17 protein-coding genes are annotated in these 21,299 nt (G+C 61.2%); 5 read left to right on the top strand and 12 right to left on the bottom strand.

The features are described 5' to 3' along the window. Positions 1 to 85 precede the first annotated feature (85 nt). The gene (locus PQR42_RS06455) at positions 86 to 1,015 is read left to right on the top strand and encodes a LysR family transcriptional regulator (RefSeq protein WP_408383481.1); all 930 of its coding nucleotides are present in this window, start codon (positions 86 to 88) and stop codon (positions 1,013 to 1,015) included. A 26-nt stretch (positions 1,016 to 1,041) separates the two neighbouring features. Here the strand turns inward: PQR42_RS06455 and dctA are convergent, their stop codons facing one another. Then, positions 1,042 to 2,400 (bottom strand): C4-dicarboxylate transporter DctA, encoded by a 1,359-nt coding sequence (gene dctA, locus PQR42_RS06460; protein ID WP_408383479.1) that lies wholly within the window; start codon positions 2,398 to 2,400, stop codon positions 1,042 to 1,044. 166 nt (positions 2,401 to 2,566) lie between these two features. After that, positions 2,567 to 3,733, bottom strand: coding sequence for a mandelate racemase/muconate lactonizing enzyme family protein (locus PQR42_RS06465; protein ID WP_408204657.1), 1,167 nt, complete (start codon positions 3,731 to 3,733; stop codon positions 2,567 to 2,569). Between the two features lie 130 nt (positions 3,734 to 3,863). Between PQR42_RS06465 and PQR42_RS06470 the strand changes: the two genes are divergently transcribed. After that, positions 3,864 to 4,823: a LysR family transcriptional regulator gene (locus PQR42_RS06470; protein ID WP_408383477.1), complete on the top strand. Its 960-nt coding sequence runs from the start codon at positions 3,864 to 3,866 to the stop codon at positions 4,821 to 4,823. A gap of 78 nt (positions 4,824 to 4,901) precedes the next feature. On the opposite strand, the gene PQR42_RS06475 is transcribed toward PQR42_RS06470, so the two are convergent. The 9 genes from PQR42_RS06475 to PQR42_RS06515 all read right to left on the bottom strand — a co-directional run bounded on the left by PQR42_RS06475 (position 4,902) and on the right by PQR42_RS06515 (position 15,434). Beyond that, entirely contained in the window at positions 4,902 to 6,722 is a 1,821-nt protein-coding gene (locus PQR42_RS06475) for an ABC transporter transmembrane domain-containing protein (RefSeq protein WP_408383475.1), read from the bottom strand. 263 nt (positions 6,723 to 6,985) lie between these two features. Continuing rightward, on the bottom strand, positions 6,986 to 7,426 hold the full coding sequence (locus PQR42_RS06480; RefSeq protein WP_408204654.1) for an SET domain-containing protein: 441 nt from the start codon (positions 7,424 to 7,426) through the stop codon (positions 6,986 to 6,988). A gap of 119 nt (positions 7,427 to 7,545) precedes the next feature. Next, positions 7,546 to 8,667: a porin gene (locus PQR42_RS06485; protein ID WP_408383473.1), complete on the bottom strand. Its 1,122-nt coding sequence runs from the start codon at positions 8,665 to 8,667 to the stop codon at positions 7,546 to 7,548. Between the two features lie 137 nt (positions 8,668 to 8,804). Next, on the bottom strand, positions 8,805 to 10,043 hold the full coding sequence (locus PQR42_RS06490; protein WP_408383470.1) for a dienelactone hydrolase family protein: 1,239 nt from the start codon (positions 10,041 to 10,043) through the stop codon (positions 8,805 to 8,807). 48 nt (positions 10,044 to 10,091) lie between these two features. Next, positions 10,092 to 10,874 (bottom strand): SDR family NAD(P)-dependent oxidoreductase, encoded by a 783-nt coding sequence (locus PQR42_RS06495; protein WP_408493592.1) that lies wholly within the window; start codon positions 10,872 to 10,874, stop codon positions 10,092 to 10,094. Continuing rightward, the gene (locus PQR42_RS06500; protein WP_408383466.1) at positions 10,871 to 11,173 is read right to left on the bottom strand and encodes a zinc ribbon domain-containing protein; all 303 of its coding nucleotides are present in this window, start codon (positions 11,171 to 11,173) and stop codon (positions 10,871 to 10,873) included. Before PQR42_RS06500 ends, PQR42_RS06495 begins: the two co-directional genes overlap by 4 nt. Then, on the bottom strand, positions 11,170 to 12,336 hold the full coding sequence (locus tag PQR42_RS06505; RefSeq protein ID WP_408383464.1) for a thiolase family protein: 1,167 nt from the start codon (positions 12,334 to 12,336) through the stop codon (positions 11,170 to 11,172). The genes PQR42_RS06500 and PQR42_RS06505 overlap by 4 nt, the downstream gene beginning before the upstream one ends. 23 nt (positions 12,337 to 12,359) lie before the next feature. Continuing rightward, positions 12,360 to 13,715: an MFS transporter gene (locus tag PQR42_RS06510; RefSeq protein ID WP_408204796.1), complete on the bottom strand. Its 1,356-nt coding sequence runs from the start codon at positions 13,713 to 13,715 to the stop codon at positions 12,360 to 12,362. A 96-nt stretch (positions 13,716 to 13,811) separates the two neighbouring features. Continuing rightward, positions 13,812 to 15,434 (bottom strand): ATP-dependent acyl-CoA ligase, encoded by a 1,623-nt coding sequence (locus PQR42_RS06515; RefSeq protein WP_408204649.1) that lies wholly within the window; start codon positions 15,432 to 15,434, stop codon positions 13,812 to 13,814. 87 nt (positions 15,435 to 15,521) lie between these two features. Here PQR42_RS06515 and PQR42_RS06520 point away from each other — a divergent pair, with 87 nt between their 5' ends. Then, positions 15,522 to 16,481, top strand: a complete 960-nt coding sequence (locus PQR42_RS06520) for a LysR family transcriptional regulator (protein WP_408383462.1) — start codon at positions 15,522 to 15,524, stop codon at positions 16,479 to 16,481. Here PQR42_RS06520 and PQR42_RS06525 read toward each other — a convergent pair. Next, positions 16,478 to 17,023: an SRPBCC family protein gene (locus PQR42_RS06525; protein ID WP_408383676.1), complete on the bottom strand. Its 546-nt coding sequence runs from the start codon at positions 17,021 to 17,023 to the stop codon at positions 16,478 to 16,480. The genes PQR42_RS06520 and PQR42_RS06525 overlap by 4 nt on opposite strands. Before the next feature lie 308 nt (positions 17,024 to 17,331). On the opposite strand from PQR42_RS06525, the gene PQR42_RS06530 reads away from it, so the two are divergent. Together PQR42_RS06530 and PQR42_RS06535 are read left to right on the top strand one after the other, a co-directional pair. Further along, the gene (locus tag PQR42_RS06530) at positions 17,332 to 18,543 is read left to right on the top strand and encodes a YncE family protein (protein ID WP_408383460.1); all 1,212 of its coding nucleotides are present in this window, start codon (positions 17,332 to 17,334) and stop codon (positions 18,541 to 18,543) included. Positions 18,544 to 18,788: 245 nt separating this feature from the next. Continuing rightward, complete coding sequence (locus tag PQR42_RS06535) at positions 18,789 to 20,456, top strand: alkaline phosphatase family protein (protein WP_408383458.1); 1,668 nt, start codon at positions 18,789 to 18,791, stop codon at positions 20,454 to 20,456. Positions 20,457 to 21,299: the final 843 nt, after the last annotated feature.

Raw genomic sequence — 21,299 nt, forward strand, 5'->3', positions numbered from 1 at the left:
CTCAGTATCCGCAGCCCGAACGCGTTTGTGAATTGCACGCGACGTGATTATTATTGCGTCACATGCAAGAGTCAGCGGGGTGCAGATGAACCGTTTTCCGGGTGTCGATCTCGACGCATTGCGGGCTTTCGTCGCGGTCGCGTCGCACGCATCGTTCAACGACGCGGCGATCGAACTGAACCTGTCCGCGTCCGCTTTGACGCGGCGCATCAAACGGCTCGAGGAAGCGCTCGACGCCATGCTGTTCGAACGCACCACGCGTACCGTCGCGCTCACCAGTTCCGGCGAATTGCTGTTGCCGCGCGCACAGGGCGTGTTGCGTGAACTCGATGCATCGCTCGAACTCGTGAGCGAAGCGACGCGTATTCGCACCGGTCAGTTGACCATCGCGTGTATTCCGACGGTAGCCAAATTCATGCTGCCGAAAATCGTCAGCAGTTATCACAAGCGGCGTCCTGAAGTACGGCTCAGGCTCATCGAGGCCAACCTCGCGACGGTCGTGCAACGTGTCGCGATCGGTGAGGCGGAGTTCGGCATTGCGTTCCTGGTGAACGAATCGCCGGAGCTGGCAATCGACGAACTGCTTGTCGATCCGTACGTGCTGGCCTGTCCCGCGGATCATCCGCTCGCCGCGAGCGAGCATGTGACGTGGCCGGAATTGCGGCCGTGGCCGCTGATCGTGTCGGGCACGTCGAGCGGCAACCGGCGCATGCTCGACGCCGCGCTCAGGGATATCGACTGGCGCCCCGACCGGCTGATCGAGATCGAGCATCTCACCACTTCATTGGGGCTCGTCGAAGCGGGGCTCGGCATCTCCATCATTCCGCGTTGCGCGGCGCCGCGCGACGCGCACGCGCGCATCGCGATCCGGCCGCTGGTCGATCCAACCGTCGCGCGAACCATCGGTCTGATTCGCCGGCGCGATGCCGCACTCTCGTCGATCGCACGCGACTTTCGTCTCGCGCTGCGCAGGATGGCGCCATTCGATCCGTCGATCCTGCACGAACCCGCTTGAACCTATCGGCGCGTTGACTGAACGGCTCAATGAATGTGGGACCGAATCATGGCGTCTTTCGAAGGCTTCCGGTCCGTAGGCGCCCCGTCGTCGATGGACTCCAACGCATCGATGCTCGTGTCGGCACGGTCGAGCATCGCGCGGGCCTTGTTCATATCGAGCGCCCCTTCCCATCGAGCTACCACAATGGTCGCCACTCCGTTGCCGATCAGGTTCGTGACCGCACGAGCCTCGTTGAGGAAGCGATCGACACCTAGCAGCAGCACCAGTCCAGAGACGGGGATTTTGTGCATCGAGGCCAGCGTGGCGGCCAGCGCGACGAATCCGGCTCCGGCCACGCCCGCGGACCCCTTGGATGTCAGCAGCAGCACGCCGAGCAGCAGCAACTGATCCCAGATCGTCAGGTGGATATTCATTGCTTGCGCGACGAACATCGAGGCCATCGTCAAATAGATCGCCGTACCATCGGCATTGAAGGTATAGCCCGTCGGCAACACCATCCCGACCACGGGCCGCGAACACCCCAGTTTCTCCATCTTGATGAGCATCTGCGGGAGCACCGCTTCAGTCGAAGCGGTGCCGAGGGTAATGAAAATTTCGTCCTTGATGTAGCGGAGATACTTCCACAGCGATAGCCCGCTTATCCGCATCACCAGACCCAGCACCACGACTACGAAGAAAATCGAGGTCAGGTAAAGGCACAGCATCAGTTGGCCGAACGATGCCAGCGTGCCGATCCCGTACTTCGCGATGGTGAATGCCATGCCGCCAAAGGCACCGATGGGCGCGACATACATGACGATTCGCACGACGCCGAACATGCCCTGAAGAAACATGTCGAGCATATCGACGAACGGCGCGGTGCGGGGCCCCAGCCTGGCGAGCGCGATGGCAAACAGAAGCGAAAAGAAGATGATCGGCAGGATGTCTCCATTCGCGAACGCTCCGACAATGCTGTTCGGCACGATGCTCATGAAGAAGTCGAGCATCCCGTGCTGTTGTGCCGCGTGCGTATAGGTGGAGATCGCTGAACTGTCGATATGCGCGGGGTCGATGTTCATACCGCTGCCCGGCTTGATGACGTTCACGATGACGAGACCAATAGCGAGTGCAATCGTCGATGCAATTTCGAAGTAAACCACCGCCTTGACGCCGACGCGACCCGCCTCATGAAGGTCAGTCATGCGGGCAATGCCGACGACAACGGAGGCAAAAATGATCGGAGCAAGCAGCATCCGGATCAGTTTGATGAACAGGTCTCCGAGCGGTTTGAGTTGAGAACCGATGTCAGGGTAGAAATGCCCGACGAGCACGCCGGCAATAATGCCAATCAGAACCTGTACGTAGAGCTTGGAAAGAGATTTTCCGATCTTTGAAACCCGCATGACTGTCTCCTATGCGTGGCATCTTTTAATGAAAGTCGGGTCCGTGCTCGCCGCAGCGGGATCTGCCGCGGCAGCAAACAAGGACCGATTTCTCCAGCGTTCTTTTGTCTATTTTTATCAACGCTACGCCGACGCTTCTTGTCGGCGCGTTTTGCCGGACTGCCGCTTATGCGGACAGCTTTTGCATCTCGGCGAAGAGATCGGCTTTTCCTTCGAAGCCGATGCCGGGCAGATCAGGCATCGTGATGAAGCCGTTGTCCACCTTCACGCCGTCGGGGAAGCCGCCATACGGCTGGAACAGGTCCGGATAGGATTCGTTGCCACCGAGGCCAAGTCCGGCCGCGATGTTCAACGACATCTGATGGCCGCCGTGCGGAATGCAGCGGCTCGGTGACCAGCCGTGCTGGCGCAGCATATCGAGCGTGCGCAGATACTCGACGAGGCCGTAGCTCAACGCGCAGTCGAATTGCAACCAGTCGCGATCCGGGCGCATGCCGCCGTAACGGATCAGGTTGCGGGCATCCTGCATCGAGAACAGGTCTTCGCCGGTCGCCATCGGCTTGTCGTAGTAGTTGCGCAGCGTGGCCTGCAATTCGTAATCGAGCGGGTCGCCCGGCTCTTCGTACCAGAACAGGTCATATTGCGAGAGTGCCTTCGCGTACTGGATCGCCGTGTCGAGGTCGAAGCGGCCGTTGGCGTCGACAGCGAGTTTTTGTCCGTCGCCCAGCACGCTCAGAATCGAGTCGATGCGGCGCAGATCTTCGTCGAGTGAAGCGCCGCCGATCTTCTTCTTCACCACCGTATAGCCACGGTCGATATAGCTGCGCATTTCGTCTTTCAGCTTCTCGTGGTCCTGGCCTGGGTAGTAGTAGCCACCGGCCGCGTACACGAAAATCTTGCGATTGGGCTGACCATCACCGTAACGGTCGGCCAGCAACTGGAACAGCGGCTTGCCTTCGATCTTCGCCACCGCATCCCAGATCGCCATGTCGATGGTGCCGATCGCGACCGACCGTTCGCCGTGGCCGCCCGGCTTTTCGTTCGTAAACATGGTTGCCCAGATCTTGTGCGGATCGAGGTTGTCGCCGGCATCGTTGACGAGCGTGGCGGGGTCGGCTTCGAGAATGCGCGGAATGAAGCGCTCGCGCATCAGCTTGCCCTGACCGTAGCGGCCGTTCGAATTGAAGCCATAACCCACCACCGGCTTGCCGTCGCGGATGACGTCCGTCACCACGGCGACGAGACTCAGCGTCATCTTGCTGAAGTCAATGTAGGCATTGCGGATCGGGGAACTGATCGGAACGGTCTTCTCGCGGATTTCAACGATTCTCATGACGGGGTCTCCTGAGTTTTGGGCACGTATCGCATGCATCTGGCTGCAATGGAAACTAGCTTATCCGCGAAATGAGGCGTTAGAATTCGCTCAGATTCATTTCATTTTTTACTTTAGGTGAATAACCAAAGTGACCACTGACCCGGCATCCGATTTCGAGTTTTTCATCCTCCTCGCCAAACTCAAAAGCTTGTCGGGGGCGGCGCGAGCGCTCGATCTCACGCCGCCGGCCGCAACCAAACGCCTTGGGTTGATGGAACAAAAACTGGGGGCGCGCTTGGTCAACAGGACAACGCGCAGTGTCAGCCTGACGCCGGAGGGCGAGACCTACCTGCGCTACGCGACACAGATCGTCGGGCAAGTCCGGCAGATGGAGGATGAGATATCGGGGGCTCGATCCGATCCCCATGGACTGTTACGCGTCAATGCGACGCTCGGTTTCGGGCGTACGACCATCGCGCCGCTCGTGTCCGACTTCGCGAAGCGCTTTCCCAATGTGGAGATCCAGTTTGAAGTGACGGACCGGCCCATTGATCTGGTCGAGGAAGCGTTCGACATGGCGATCCGCTTTGGAACGCTCCCCGACAGCCGGCTTAGCGCCCGGCGCATCATGAGCAATCGCCGTTTTCTTTGTGCCTCGCCGAAATACCTCGAACGATTCGGGACACCGGAGCGTATCGAGGATCTGGTTCGGCACCGTTGCATCATTCATCGCCAGAACGATGATGCTTATGGCGTGTGGCGGTATATGCAAGGGGACCACACCGAAGCGTTGAAGGTCAAAGGCGCGCTTTCGAGCAACGATGGCGATATCGTGCTGAGGTGGGCACTCGACGGACATGGGATATTGATTCGCTCCGAATGGGATCTGGCGAAGTACGTTCAAAGCGGCCGGCTAAAACTGGTTTTACCCAATACGGTACTGCCGTCGGCCGACCTGTTTGTCTACTATCCCAGCCAGCGAAACCAGACGGCGCGCGCACGGGCATTCATCGATTTTCTGATCGATCACTTTCAGGCTCCGTTCATTCCGGTTGAAACGGGCGCATTGCTTTACGACCAAAAAAAGAGAGCGGGCCGCAAGGTGTGAGTCGCCTGCTTCGATCACTAGCGTTGGTGGTTCATCCACGCTACCCGTGCAGCCAGTTTTGCGCCCTTTACGTCGGCCTTACGCCGACCCAATAGGGTCGCTCACGGCGCCGCGCTGCGCCGTCTGTCCCAACTGCTCGCCGAACTGCAACGCCGCAAGCTGAGCATAGAGCGGGGAGCTCAGCAGGAGCTCGGCGTGACGACCCTGCGCGACGATACGCCCCTGTTCAAGCACGACAATGCGGTCGGCCTGCTGGACGGTCGCGAGGCGGTGTGCAATGACCAGTGTGGTGCGGTTCTGCGCGGCATTGTCCAGCGCCTTTTGTACCAGCCGTTCGCTGGCGGCATCGAGTGCACTGGTCGCCTCGTCCAGCAGCAGGATGGGCGGATTCTTCAGGATCGCGCGAGCGATCGCAATGCGCTGGCGCTGTCCGCCGGACAGTCGCACGCCGCGCTCGCCGAGAAAGGTGTCGTAGCCCTGCGGTAATTCTTCGATAAAGCCGGCCGCTGCCGCCATGTCGGCCGCCCGCTGTACTTGCGCGAGCGTGGCTTCCGGCGCGCCATAGCGGATATTGTCGAGCACGCTCCCAGAAAAGATCACCGATTCCTGCAGCACCGCGCCGATTTCCTTGCGTAATTCGACGAGCGGCACGTCACGGTTCGGGACGCCGTTGACCAGAATGCGGCCAGCTTGCGGATCGTAAAAGCGCAACAGCAACTGGAACAACGTGGTCTTGCCCGCGCCGGAAGGACCGACCAGTGCGACATGTTCGCCCGGACGGACATCGAGCGAAATTGCGGAAAGCGCCGCAATGCCTGGGCGTGACGGATACGAGAAGCTGACGTCCTCGAAGCGGATACCCTCGCCTCGCGCAGGCAGCGCGACGGTAGTGTCGGCCTCCACCACCGGCGAGCGCGCCGCCAGCAATTGCAGCAAACGTTCGGTGGCGCCGGCCGCGCGCTGCAGATCGCCCCATACCTCGGCGACCGCGCCCACGGCGCCCGCCGTGAACACCGCGTAGAGGATGAACTGTGACAATTGGCCTGCTGTCATCCGCCCGGCCAGCACCGCCTGCGCGCCGAGCCACAGCACGAATACGATGGCGGTGAACACCAGCACGATCACCACGGCGGTCAACCAGGCGCGCGCGCGAATGCGCGTGAGCGCGGTCTCGAAGGCCGCCTCCACCGCGCCGGCAAAGCGCCGCGCCTCGAATGGCTCCTGCGTGTACGACTGCACGGTCGGCATGGCATTGAGCACCTCGCCCGCCAGCGCGCTCGTGTTCGCGATCTTGTCCTGGCTCGCGCGCGAGAGTCGCCGCACGCGCCGGCCGAACATCACGATAGGCGCGACCACCACGACCAGCGTCGCGATGATGTAGCCGGACAGCACCGGGCTCGTCACTGCCAGCATCGCCACGCCGCCGGTCAACAGGAAGAAGTTGCGCAATCCCAGCGACAGGCTGGTGCCCACCACCGTCTGGATCAAAGTGGTGTCGGCGGTGAGCCGTGACAGCACCTCGCCGGTCTGCGTGGTTTCGAAGAATTGCGGACTCATGCTCAGCACGTGATCGTAGACCGCACGCCGCAAGTCGGCCGTGACCCGCTCGCCCAGCCATGACACGAGGTAAAAGCGCAGCGCCGTGGCGCCGGCCAGTACCAGCGAAACGACCAGCAGCGCGAGGAAATAGCGATCGATGTGCCCCCGGTCGCCCGCGGCGAAGCCACGATCGATCAGGTATTTGAACGCCACCGGCAACACCAGTGTGGCGCCCGCCGAGGTCACCAGCGCGAGGAACGCGAGCGCCCAGCGGCCGGCATAGGGGCGCAGGAAAGGAAACAATGCAAAGAGGGGGCCGATACGGGGTGAAGGCGGCGGCGACGTCCTAGCGTCTGGCATGAGGATTCCCAAGCGGATCGAATATCCTCTCGATTGTGCCAGTCTTGTGGATTCGAAAGCGAACCGTTTCGGTGCTTCAATCGGGCGTCGCGGCAATGGTTGATGCGCGCGTAGCTTTGGTCATTCGGTCGTACGCTGACCTTTCGACAAGCATCCTGTCGGCGCGTCGGCATGAAGTGCCGGCCGTGCGCGTCTTGTCGACGGCGCTCTCGAGATATTGGTCGAGGCGGACTGACTCCTTGCAAGCTCGTCAGCCCATTGAATCACGCGACAGCCGCCAGCATCGACTGGCGACAGCCCGCCACGGCACACCGGCAAATGTATTGGGCTCGAACGTCCTCGTCTGAGGGATCGTCGGTCGTCAGCAGGTATTCAATAAACAGCTCTTCGCCCGCCTCGATCGGCCGGATCGTGTGAATGAAGATGCGGCCAGCATCTTCGATGGTCTCGCAGTTCGGCGCACACGCGTGGTTCAGCCATCGCGCACTATTGCCACCACGGCTTCCGTCGATCACGCGCCCGTCCGACAGGCCAAAAAGAAACGTGTGCCCGGCGACACCTTCGCGCCGATGCCGGCGCACGGCTTCCCGCCAGCTCGTCAATTCGCCCCGGTATTCAAGCACGCACTCTCCCGCCGCGAGCGGCCGCATCGCGAACACCCCCTTCCCGTGGACTGACGACCGCCGTACGATCACGCGCCGCATACTGTTTCCTTGACTGAGATAGGCGCCAGTATACGAGTGCAAATTTACCCTTGCATCATTTTGTGCTGGTTATTCGTGCTCGGGCGGCCCGTGGAAAACGATCCGAAGCCCCACCAAAACTAGAACTTCTTGCGAATCCCGACCCGCAGCGCGATCTGATTCGCCGAACTCGACGCTTGCAAAACCGGCGCAAGATCGGCGACCGCGCCGCCTCCGGCGCGCATATACGTTGCCGATCCGTACACGTCGGTGCTCTTCGACAGGAAATAGTCCGCGCTCGCATCCACCTCGTGATAGTGCGGTTCCTGCCCGGTCGCGGAGACGTTGCCTTCCGTATAGCTGTACGCCACGCCAAGCTGCAGCGCCGGCGTCACCATGTAACTGGCCACGACCTCGCCGATATTGAAGGTCACATGTCCGCCAATCTTCGCGCCCAGGGTAGGGTCAAGGTCGCCGAACTGCGTGTGAGTCCAGTCGGCGCTGATCTTTGCCGCACCGAACGCGTAGGCCGCGCCGAGACCAAACACCTTGTAGCTGCCGGCGGCAAGACCATAGTTGCCGTCGACCGTGTTGGCGGCCGTCCACACTCCTTCCGGTACGGCGGTGGCCGGATGGTCGATCGATGTATAGGCGCCCACCACCTGCAGATTGCCACTTGCGTACTGAAGCGCGAAGGATTTTGCGCCGAACCGCGCAAAATCGCCCGCGACGCCGCCGAAGCTATAGGTGGCCACACCCGTGAAACCGGCTATGGTCGGCGACACGTACTTGACGGCGTTTTGCAGGTGAAAATCGACGCCGTTGTTATCCAGATCTCCCGGATGCGGAAACAGAATACCGCCTGGCAAGGTGCCATTGGCGGACAGCGGGCCAATATAGTCGCCCACTTCTTCGCCCTGCCGCCCGAGCGTCAGCGTGCCGTAGCGATTGTCGGACAGACCCACATAAGCCAGCCGGCCAAACAGCCGGCCGCCTTGGCTCAACGTGCCGGTATTGACGTTAAAGCCGCTCTCGAGCCTGAAGATTGCCGTCGTGCCGCCTCCCAGGTCTTCCACGCCTCTGAGCCCCCACCGATTGCCTTGCGAGATGCTGCCCTGCATCTGCCAGGCGCTCTTGCCGCCCTGATTGCTCGACCAGGTCAGCCCGTCGTCTACGATGCCGTAGATCGTCACGCTGCTCTGGGCATAGGCCCCAAGACTGATGAATAGCATTGCGGGAAAAGCGACGAGCAGCTTCTTCACGATTTTTCCTTGGTTAGTTATCTTACGTTTTAGTTTGCATACCGAAATAAATAGAAAGCGCGTGGTAAGATGAACTGCTCGACTCCCCCACTATTGCTGCCTGGTTTCACTCAGAGCGGGCAGCAGATGATCGTGGGTCAGATCGGCTTGCCCTCGCTGGAGGCCCAATTGCGCATCAGTGTGTTGCCCGGCAAGTTTTCATTAACCATCTTCCTGGCGGTTTCAATCCCGGCAATTGGCAGCCCCGCTGGATCGAGTACACCGATCTGCACGAGCACGGAGGCCTGATCCCAATAGATATGCTCGTTGTACAGCTTGTCGCCCCGAAAGCACACGACAGCAAGCATCGGAATCTCGATGTACCTCCCGGTAGGCGCAAGCCCAGGCAGCAGCCAGTCGATCTCGCGGTCGTGAGTTGCGCAGAATACGAATTCGTCGACGATCCTGTCCGATCCGATCGTGCGGGATAACGGAATGAGCCGCGTGTCGTCGGGATTCGCGTCAACAAAGTGATATTTGTAGAAGCGCTTCAGCTCGTCATGGCCGACTCCACCCGTCATCGTCGGAACGTGGTTGACATATGGCTCGGCGACCATGGTGGGCATGATCGCGTTGACGTCGCGCGTGGCGAATTCATAGTGGCAGTGCAAATCCCACAGCGCATTCAGGTCGTAGATGGGCCCCAGCACCTTGCGCAGCATCGCAAGCGAACGCGAATACGCCATCATGGCGGCCGGTTTGTCGAAGTGCTCGCGCTCCGGGGTCGCGAATGCGTGATCACAATCGGGGTACACGTACTGTTCGATCCGTGGATTCTCGCTGAATGCCGCCTGGATCTTCTCGCGCATCGCGGGCGGGCACAGCGCATCCCGGCCGGCAAAGTGGAACACCATCGGGCATCGGATCGCGGACACCTCGTCCAGAAACGCGTCGAGGCCCACACCGTAATAGCTCACCGCGCAATCGATCTCCGTGCGGGCAGCGGCAAGCATCGCCAGTTTCCCGCCGAGGCAGTATCCAAGCGCACCGACCTTGCCTGCCTGTTGCGGCAACGCGCGCAGCGCCCTGAGGGTCGAGGCGATGTCCTCGACCGCGAGGCCAAGGTCGAGTCGTGCGTTGTAGTCGAGCGCGGCAGCAAAGTCTTCTTCGCCGTACCCAAGTTCGACACGCGGTTGCATGCGCCAGAACAGATCCGGCACCAGCACCACGTAGCCCTCCTCCGCGAAGCGATCGGCCATCGTCTTCATGTATCCGTTGATGCCGAAAATTTCCTGCAACAGGATCAGGCCAGGCCCCGAGCCTTGCTTGGGTTTCGCCATGTATGCAGAAAATGCCTGCCCATTGCCTGCATCGATCTGGATGAACTCACCGCTCATGATCCGTTCCTTCCTTCTAGAAATGTTGGTGCATCACCTACCGTTCTTTCATGCGCCGCGTGCGAAGCTCAACTGCACTGCCTGCCGGTCCGTCGCCAGACCGGCTGCGATCTGTTGGGCCATGGCGCCGACATAAACCTCGTCGCTGGCACCCCTCAGCGCCGCAAAAGCCGCATGAACGACGTCGACAACTGGAATCTTTGGCGGAGGAAAATCGCGACTCATGTCGGTGTCGATCGCGCCTGGGAGGATCGACAGCACACGCACTCCATGCGGTGCAAGCTCGGCGCGTACAGCTTCGGTCATCCGAAGCGCAGCCGCCTTTGACGCGCAGAGCGACGCCATGGCCGGCAACGCGACGCGCGCGAAGATCGACGACACATTGATGATCGCACCGCCACTCAGTCGCAGCGACGGCGCGAACGCCCGGATCATGTTCAGGGTGCCGAAGTAGTTGACCTCCATCTCGGCGCGCGCCGCGTTCAGGTCGGTCGCGGCAAGTGCAGGTTCGAGACGGTTGATGCCGGCGTTGTTCACGAGCAGGTTGGCATCGCTCGCCAGGGCAGCCGCGCGCGCCACCTGCTCCGCATTCGTAATGTCGAGTGCGACCGGCACGATACGCGGGTCACGGTCGTCCAGCACGCTAATGTCCCGTGCGCCCGCGTACACCTTCCGCGCGCCCTGTTCCAACAGCTTCTTAACGAAACACGCGCCGAGCCCGCGATTGGCTCCGCTCACAAACGCTATACAGCCATCAACCTGCATCACGACCTCCGAACGTTTTACTTTGCTTTTTCGCCTGCATCCGCACTCGATACCGCACAGCCTCAAGCCGCGCGGCCGACGATACGGCCGGCATCGTCCACGTCGAGACTCACCGAATCGCCGGACTGCATGGCGGCCTCGAGCCGCGCAATGACGATGGGCCCGGCGCTCGTGGCCACGCTTGCGAGATGCACGTCGCCACCGCCCTGCGCGCCGACGCGATGCCGCACAACGGTCGATTCGGCGACGCTGCCGTGTTCCACCGCACATTCACTCCACTGCGCGCCGCCACATGCGGGGCAGAAATACCGAGCCGGGAATAGCGTCATCCCGCACTGCGTGCACTGAAATACCTTGAGTGTCATTGCGCACCTCGCCGATCGCTTTCGAGCACGACGGCATTCGCGCACATCCCATAGCGATACTCGACCATGCCGTAACCGCTCACCACCGCCAGGTGCGCGTCGGCCACCTGCCGCTCGCCCGCCGCGCCGCGCAATTGCGTGATCGCCTCGACGAGGCCGTGCATGCCGCCGGCGGCGCCGGCCTGTCCCGCGGATAGTTGCCCACCCGATGTGTTGACGGCGAGCGCGCGCGAGCCGATGCGAGAGATCAACCCGCGCAGATCGCCGTCACGCGCGAAGCCAAGATCCGCGAGCTGCACCAGCGTCATAACGGGGTAATCGTCGTAGACGGACACCATGTCCATGTCCTCCGGCGTCGCGCCGGCCTGTCGCCATAAATCGCCGGCAATCGCCGCCAACGAAGTCTGCAAGCCATCACCCGCCTGGTGGTCCAGGTTGTAGCGACATTGCAGCGCGCGCACGCGCACGTTCACTGCGTTGCGCACGAGGTCGGCGCGGGCGACGATCACCGCATTTGCGCCGCACACCACCGGCACGCAGTCGAAGCGTCCCAACGGTTCGGCGACGATCGGCGCTTCGAGATAGTCGTCGATCGTCAGCGGCGTGCGGTAGACGGCATGCGGGTTCAACGCGGCCCAGGCGCGTTGAGCGACGCATAGCGCGCCATAATCGCGACGCGTCAGACCGTACCGCTTCGCGTGACGCTGCGTAAGCATGGCGAACAGGCTGTTCGGGCCACCGTTCTCCAGCGGACGCAGCCAGGTGCGCGTCGTCAGGTTGTAATGCTCGACCAGCTGTTTGAAATCGGCCGGCTCGAAGCGGTCTCCGGATACGAGGGCGATGACATTCGCGTCGCCGTGCTGAATCGCGCGTATCGCATGCTGCAGCAGGTTGATGGCGCTCGCGCCGCCGTGACAATCGTCCATGCACCAGCGCGGGCTCAGGCCGAGTCGCCACGCAAGGTCGATCGCGTGATCGGGTGCGAGCGTGAACGACGCCACACCGAGTCCGTCTATGTCCTTCGCCGAGAAACCCGACTGAGCGAGAGCCGCGCCGAACGCCTGCGCGAGCAGATCTCCCGTTGACGCAGCGCTCGCCTGGCGCTGGTACGGCACTTCCACGCCGGCCGTCAGCACGACGTTGTCGAATGAGTGGGGTTGCATATCAGGAATCCTCATGCCGGGCGTCAATGCACGCGCCGGGCCACGGTCTCGTGTGTGAACAGCAGCGAGATCACCGTGATCATGCCCATCCCGATCAGCAACAACGCCACCGGCCAGGCCGCGTGATAATGCGCGAGCAGCGCGGTCGCAATCAGCGGCGACAGACCGCCCGCGAATACCGATGCAATTTCGTGGCCCAACGCCATGCCCGAATAACGCACTTCGGTACTGAACAGCTCGCCCATCAGGCTCGGCTGCGTGCCGATCATCGCGCCGTGGCAGACCGCGTTACCCAGCAGAAACGCGAGCCAGATCAGCGCCGGCACCTTGGTGCCGATCAGCCAGAAGAACGGAAACGCGATCAACACGAAACCCGCCGCGCCGATCATGTACACGGGCTTGCGGCCGATGCGGTCGGACAGGCGCCCCCACAGCAGCATCGTGCCGAGTTCCAGGGTCATCGACACGATCACACCGGCCAGCATGATCTGATTGGGCACACCGATGAACTTGCCGTACACCAGCGAAAAGGCGAGCACGATGTACGAGCCGCCGTTCTCCGCGACGCGCAGGCCCATCGCCATCAGGATCTCCTTCGGGTGTTTGCGGATCACTTCGAGCACCGGCATGCGCGCTTTCTTGCCGGCCGCTTCGGCCTTCGCGAACTCGGCGCTCTCCGGCAGCTTCGAGCGGACGTAGACGCCGACACCGAAAATGACGATCGACAGCAGGAACGGGATGCGCCATCCCCAGACCATGAAAGCGTCTTTTGGCAGCATCTGCACGAGAAAGAACACCGCCGCCGACAACACGAAGCCGCCGCCCACGCCGATCTGGCTCCATGCCGCGTAATAGCCGCGCTTCTCGGGCGGCGCCGACTCGCTGATCATCAGCACACCGCCGCCCCATTCGCCGCCGGCGGCGATGCCTTGCAGCAGACGTAGAACCAGCAGCAACGCCGGCGCCCACAGGCCGACTTGCGCGTAGGTGGGCAGCAAGCCGATCAGGAACGTCGCCGCACCCATGATCGACAGCGTCCACACCAGTGCGCCCTTGCGTCCATAGCGATCGCCGATATGACCGAACAGTACGCCGCCGAACGGCCGCGCCGCGAAGCCGACGGCGAAGCCGGCGAACGCGGCAAGGGTGCCGACGAGCGGATCCGTGCCCTTCGGAAAAAACAGTCCGCCGAACACGAGTGCCGCCGCCGTGCTGTAGAGGAAAAAGTCATACCACTCGAGCGCATTGCCCACGACCGATGCGAAGACAATGCGCCGCAGCGACCTCTTATCGACTGAACCGGTTGGCGCGGCCGCCGCGTCATCGTGGTGGGTGCTTGCGGCAGAAAACGTTCGCGTGCTTGCCATCTGTGCCTCCAGCTGTGCATCTGTCGACGCACTCAATGTTGCGGATGTTTCTGCCGTGCCGTGCTCGCGACGAGCGCGTCCAAAGAACGACGGGGTGGTTTGATGTCGTCAGCGCCTGAGCCGGTATCCCGAGGCCTCGAGATCCCAGGCCGTCGCGGTGACACCGGTCTCGCGCAACTTGAACTTCTGGATCTTGCCGTTCTCCGTCTTCGGCAGGTCTCGCGCGAAGTCGAGATAACGTGGCACGGCGAAATACGGCAGGCGCGGTTCGCAGTAACGAATCAGGTCGAGCGGTTCGAGCGTCTCGCCGTCACGCAGCACGATGGTGGCCATCACTTCATCTTCGGCGAGTGCCGACTTCACCGCGAAGACGGCCACCGTCTCGACCGACGGGTGGCTCAGCAGCACTTGTTCGACTTCAAAAGAGGAAACGTTCTCGCCGCGACGACGGATCGTGTCCTTCAGACGGTCGACGAAACGGTAATAACCATCGGCCTCGCGCACCACGCGATCGCCTGTATGAAACCAGAGGTTGCGCCAGGCTTCCACCGTCTTCTCCGGCATCCCCAGATAGCCGCTCGCGAACGCGAACGGCGTGTCGGCGCGCAGGATCAGTTCGCCCGCTTCGCCATCCGGAACCGCCTGGTCGTGTTCGTCGACGACACGGGCATCGAAACCTGCCACGAGCTTGCCCATGTGGCCGGGACGCTGCGCGTCGATCGCACCGCTAATCACGCAATTGGTCTCCGTCGAGCCGTAGCCGTCAACCAGTGCAATGCCGCAGCGCGTCGTGAATTCCTGCTGAAAATGGCCCGGTACGCCCGGCGCCAGCGCCACGCGCACCCGGTGCTCGCGCTCGCTCGCCGCGACCGGCCGGCTGAGCAGAATCGGCACCATCGCACCGAGCACGAAGGTCACGGTGGCGCGCGTTTCAACCAGCGCATCGAAAAAACCGCCCGCCGAAAAACGCCGGTCGACGACGAGTTCGGCATCGTGAATCAGCGCCTGGAAAAAGCTGTTGAGCGCATTCGTATGAAACAGCGGCAGGCAGGTGTAGAGCACGTCGCCCGCCGCTACGCTGAGGTCACGCGCGGTGTAGTGGCCCCACCAATAGAACTGCGCGTGCGGGCAGATCACTCCCTTCGACAACCCCGAAGTCCCGGATGTGTAAAGCACCGCGAACGGGTCGCCGTCCGTGAGTGCGGCAGGACTGACCGGCTTGTCTGCCGGCGGCATCGCAATCGTGGTGTACGCAGGCTTCAGCGCATCCGCTGCGGGTTCACCAATGAGCCAGATCGTTTCCAGCGGCAGATCCTGAGCCTCGAGTGCGTGAACGACGTCGACGAGATGCGCTTCCGCCACGAGTAGCCGTGCGCCGCAGTTGCGCAGAATATGTTCCAGTTGCAGCCCGCGCGATGCGGTATTGATCGGCACGACCACCGCGCCGAGCCAGCCACAGCCGAGCACGATCTCCATGAATTCGACGCGGTTGCCGCACAGCAGTGCGACGCGGTCGCCGCGCTCGACCCCTTGCGCGGCAAGTGCGCCTGCGCGGCGCGCAGCGATTGTAAGAGCGTCGGAAGCTGTCCACGTGGTCGTACGATCAGAGAACAGCGGCGCAGTGCGGTTGCGAGCAGCGCGCGCCGCCAGCAGCGCCGGCAATGTGCGCTGTGCAGCGCGCCCTTGGTCCGGACTCGTACGCGGTTCGACGAGGGTTTCGATAAGTCCCATGTGCTCGTGCCTCTCCTATGTCTGAGGCCGAGTCTAGGTTCGGGTAGTATATCCGTCAAATTAATCAATTATGGGTGGCCCATAAATATGACTGATTTCAATAAGGTCGACCTGAACCTGCTGCGCGTGTTCCAGGTGATCCTCGAGGAACGCAGCCTCACGCGTGCCGGGCAACAGCTCGGGCTGTCCCAGCCGGCGGTCAGTTATGCCTTGGGGCGCTTGCGCGCATTGTTCGACGATCCACTATTCGCACGAACACCGGAAGGCATGCTGCCGACGCCGAGGGCCGAACAATTGGCCGCGCCACTCAGCCGTGCGATTGCATCGATCCGCGAGACATTGCGTCACGGGGAACGTTTCGATCCCGCCACAAGCTCGCGGGAATTTCGTCTATCGATGTCCGATATCGGGGAGCAGGTGTTTCTGCCGCCCATCTGCGAGAAGTTGCAACGCGTGGCGCCGCTGGTGCGAATCGCGGCTGAGCAGGTGTCGTTTGCGGATATCGAGGAGAAGCTGCGCCTGGGGCAACTGGATTTTGCGATTGGCAATCTATCGGCGCTCAAACCGGTGACGAAGTCGGCCCTTCTGTTCCACGAGCAGTATGCGTGCATGACGCGCAAGCGGCCCGGGTTGCCTGCGCGTCAATTGTCGCGGCAGAAGTTTCTGGAGATGGCGCACGTGGCCGTCGCATCGAGCGACAGTAGCCACCTGGAGATCGACGAAGCGCTGCGGGCGCGTGGCCTGCATCGGCACATTGCGCTGCGCGTGCCGCATTTCACAGTCATTCCGCAGATCCTTCAGCGCACGGACTGGATGGTTACGCTGCCGCGCGGCGTCGCACGCGTTTTCAACGAAACGGGTCAGTTCTCGATCTATCCGCTGCCGGTGGAATTTCCGGCCATCGAGTCCTCGGTGCATTGGCACGCCACTTTCGACAACGACGAGGGCAACCGCTGGCTTCGCGAACTGGTCGTCGAGACGCTGCGCAGATCAAGTGCTGCGACTAAGGCCGAGCAAGCCCGCGATGGGCATGAGCGAGGGGGTTAATGCTGCGGCGACGCTTCCAGAAGGCTCTTCAGTCGCGAAACCGCCGTATCGGATTCGGATTGAATCCGCGCGCGCAGCACAAACCAGTTGAGAATCGCGAACCATAACGACGGCGCGCGATAGGTGAATTCACGTTCGAAGCGAGTTCCGTTCGCGGTCGATGTCAGCGAATAAGTGACGGTGCCGGCCGGTCTGCCATCAATCTTCCCGTCTATCGCCCACTTGCCCGGAGGCTCCCGTGCAGCGACCGTCCATACAACGCGGCCGCGCCTGCCCGCTACACGGAATTCCTCCGTCACCTGCTCGCCGAGATCGAGTGAATGGTCAACCGAGCCGCTAACCGCGAGCGATGACGGATGCCAGGCTGGCCAGTGAGCCGGGGTCGTGACATAGTCGAATACGACTGTGGGTGGACGTTGAATCGACGCAACCGTCACGATGCGCGTGTCGAGTCCGACCCGCTGCGGCAATGGGATAAAGAGCAACGCGATAGCGGCGAGAACGGCCGATATTGCCGTGACGAACCGTGTACGGTTTTTCATAACGCTTGGTACTCCGCGCGCTCCAGACGAAGTCATTTTACTGCGGAGTGGTGGGTCAAGCGGGCCGGGGCGAGCGTTGTCGTCCTGCGTCAACTGTGGAAGCTTCAGATTCATTACAGGTATAGCGTCCACGTAATGTAGACCATAAATAAGTTTTACTTTCCGATTTTCCGGCGCGCCGCCATTGTGTGAGCCGGACAGCCAAGTCTATAGCCACGATTCACGCGCTGCGCAGCCGGATCCATGGAAAACGTGGCTATTTCTTCAGACGGCCATTTCTTAAGATTCCTTAAGAAATAGTTGACTGCTTGTCGTCGCTCGGGAACGGGAGCAATTTCAGTACTCAGGCCGATCCATGGACCGACGGTCAAGCCAATAAACGGAAAGGAGACGAATCGATGGAAAAGCGCCTGATGACCTTGATGTTGCTCGCTGCGGCCGCATTGGCCGGCTGCGGCGGTGGAGATAACGTCAGCGCACCGACGCCGCCGAAGTTATTGACGAACATCGCCGTGCCCAATGCTTCGAGCCCGCCATTCAGTTTCGACATCGGCTACGTCGAGGCCGGCAAGTACTTTCTTACCGACCGCAATAACAAAGCAGTCGATGTCGTGGACACCCGATCGAACACGTTGATCGCACAGATCCCAGGGCCGTTCATCGGTGCTGGCGCCACAACGAATGAGTCCGGTCCCGACGGCATTGTAGGTATCACCGGCACGAACACCATCTATGTCGGCGACGTCGACTCAGTCAAGGTGATCGATACGGCTGCGCAAAAGACGGTCAACACGATCGCCATCAGTAACTCCGGATCGCGCGTCGATGAGGGTTGCTACGATCCCGACGATCATCTCGTGATGTATGCGAGCCCCGGAGACTCGCCGCCGTTCGTCACGTTCATTTCCACGCTGACACAAAAGGCGGTGGTCAAGCTTCCTTTCAACGGTTCGTCGGGACTCGAAGCGTGCACATACGACCCTGCTTCGAAGAGCTTCCTGATCAACAATGACGGGACCTCTGCCAATCCCGATGGCGAACTCGATGTCATCACCGCCAGTTCAGCGGTGGCGGGCAGCCCTTCTGTCAGCAAGTCGTTTCCACTAGGGAAATGCGGACCGACGGGAATCGTGCTTGGCCCGAATAACGATGTGCTCATTGGATGCGATCCGCCGGCCGGCAACCCGCTCATCACGCTGATCCTCGATCGTACAACTGGCGCAATTCAAGCCAGCCTGCCATTTGGCGGGGTGGACCAGGTCAATTACGATCCGGCTTCCAACCGCTATTTCCTGCCGGCCCGGCACTACGTCACGAGCGGTATCGCCGCGGCATCGGGTTTTAGCCCGCAGATGGGCGTAATCGATGGCACGTCACGGCAATTGATCTTCAAGATTCCGGTGGGCACAGGGGCACATTCCGTCGCCATCGACAGCACACTTGGGCAAGTGTACGTGCCGTTCCAGCCCGGCGCGGCAGGATTTCCCAACGGCGGCATCTCGGTGTTCTCGACCCGCTAGTCTTTCCGATGTGGGTGGTCCGGTCGCAGACGCGTTCTTCCTCATGGCTGAATCTGCTACTAGATCACCTACTCCTTAACGAAACCTTAAGGAGCGCGCTTTATCACGTAGTTTCTTTTGCCGATCGCATTAGTCGCTGATGAGTTATGGAATCGAAAGCGTCGATTCATCTGGACGACTCAATTCCACTGCACATTCATCTCCCGGATTACCAAATATTTCGTAGCCACCTAAAAGGACGGGAAATGAAGACAATCAGGATAGGGAAGCGTACGCAAATCGCCGTTGGTGTGGGCGTTGTCTTGCTTGCCGGACTGTACTCGGCGGCCGCGACAGCGGCGGATGAACACGATCGGGAGCATGAGTCAGTGAAGCACGTGCTGCTGATCAGCTTCGATGGTTTGCATGAGCAGGACGTCGCACGCTGCGTCGGATCGAATGCATGTCCGAATCTTGCGCTGCTGGCCAAGTCGGGTACGACCTACACCAACGCGCACACGCCTGGCCTTTCGGATTCGTTCCCGGGCCTCGCGGCGCTCGTCACTGGGGGCTCGCCCAAATCCGCAGGCCTGTTCTACGACGTATCCTATGACCGCACGCTCTACGCGCCGTCCGATAGCAATTGCACCGGCAAGCAAGGCTGGAATGTCGTATTCGACGAGACTACCGGCATCGATGGCGAGAACGGCGGCGCACTGACGCATCTCAACGGTGGTGGCGCGTTCAATCCGCAGGCCATCCCGCATGCTTTGCTCAATGGCGTCTGTACACCCGTCTATCCGCACAACTATGTGAAGACCAACACGATCTTCGAAGTGGTCAAACGCAACGTGAAAGGCGCTCGCACTGCCTGGGCAGACAAACACGCGTGGGGCTACGACTGGCTCAATGGACCGTCTGGCACAGGCGTCGACGATCTTTCGCGCACCGAAATCAATTCGATTGATCCGGCCACCAACACGAACTACACCGACGTCTACACGCACACGGAACAGTTCGACAATTTCCATGTGCAGTCGCTGATCGATGAAATTGACGGCAAGGATTCGACAGGCCAATCCACCGCGGACGTGCCCACGATGTTTGGGACCAACTTCCAGACTTTGAGCGTCGCCCAGAAGGCAACGGTCGCGACTGGCGGCGGCTATCTGGACGCGGGCTTCACGCCGGGTCCGCAGGTAACCAACGCGATTGCTTATCTGGACAACGCCTTGGGCCGCATCGTGTCCGAACTGAAGCAGCGCAACCTTTATTCGTCGACGGCGATCATCGTCACGGCGAAGCATGGGCAGTCCCCGACCGATCATTCGAAGCTGGTGAAGAACGGCGACACGCTCTCGAAACTGCTTGAAGCAAACAACTATCTGGATCCGAACGGCAACTTCGGGCAAAACAGTACGAAGAGCGGCAACCTCAATGACGGAACGGGGCTCGTTGGTACGGGTCTCGTGCAGACCGATGACGTCGGCCTGATCTGGTTGCGCGACCAAAGCCAACTGCCTGCTGTCGTGAAGACCTTGAAAGACAACCTGAGCTGCAACGCACCCGGCATTTGTGCGGACGGCCCGCAGGCGTACATTCTGTATGGCCCACAGCTCGCCGGCCGCTTCGGCGATCCGGCACGCGGACGCACGCCTGACATCGTCGTCCAGCCGAACCCGGGGGTCATCTATACGTCGAGTACGGCCAAGGACGAAGAGCATGGCGGCAACGCCCCCGACGACAGCCATCTCGGTCTCGTGATCTATGTGCCTCACGCGCATCACGCTGGACGGACGAACGACGAGCGTGTGCTGACCACGCAGGTTGCGCCGACGATCCTGCGTTTACTCGATCTGAAGCCAGAACTGCTGCACTCGGTCGCTATTGAAGGAACGCGCGTGCTGCCGGAGTTCGATCGCGAGCGCTTTTAGGCGAATGGCTGTGCTCTGCCGCTAGTGGACCACGGCACTTGAGTGACGCGATGCGATTCCTTGGGACGTTCAGTGGTCCCGTATCGTGTCGTCGGTCGATTGTGGCCGGCCTGGAGGCCTCCCTGGCCGGCCGTTTAGTTGGGCGGGCAACGATGGTCAAGGCGAAGGGAGAGGAGGCCCACCCCAATCATTCGCTCGGCGCACGCCGTTTATCGCAACGTCACCGTCGAGACATGAGCACCGATCGGCGTAGAAGCAACGGTTCAGTCGCGGAGTACCAGCGAACTGGCGCTCCGCGAACAAGCTCATCAACCACCGCGATACATCGGGTTGATGCTATCACCCGGGGCACGCCGACCGGATTGCGACTTGCCCGATTCGCTACCGCCGACGCCACCGTGGCTCCCGTCAACCACGCTGCCGTGGCCCTCTGCCGTTGCCTTCGTGTGAGCGGTTTGACCGCGGTGCGATACTGACGCACCGACGTCGCTCCGATAGGAGGAAGTCTGGTCGTTACCGCCCGCGAAGGCGGGTGCAACCAGCAAAGCGGAGCTTGCGACTAACAGGGCGGCGATAGGTCTCGCTTTCATGACGACTCCAATGAGCTTGTTGAACAGTCGAACGCACCCGGATCAGGTCCATGGCGGCGCGCTATGGTCAACGTGGATGGGTCGACGTGTCGGACTTTGCCGCGCGCTAACAAAGTGGCTCAAACGAACAACAAATTCTCGGAATCTGAGCAATGCATGCTGATGCCGTGGGCGGTAACACCAAACCGTCCTGCCGTTGTGCCCACCGCTATAAATGCATGGGTTGTGCCAAGCCTGATTCGCTCATCTTCCG

The sequence above is a fragment of the Paraburkholderia sediminicola genome, from assembly GCF_046027355.1.
GTDB classification, from domain to species: Bacteria; Pseudomonadota; Gammaproteobacteria; order Burkholderiales; family Burkholderiaceae; genus Paraburkholderia; species Paraburkholderia sediminicola_B.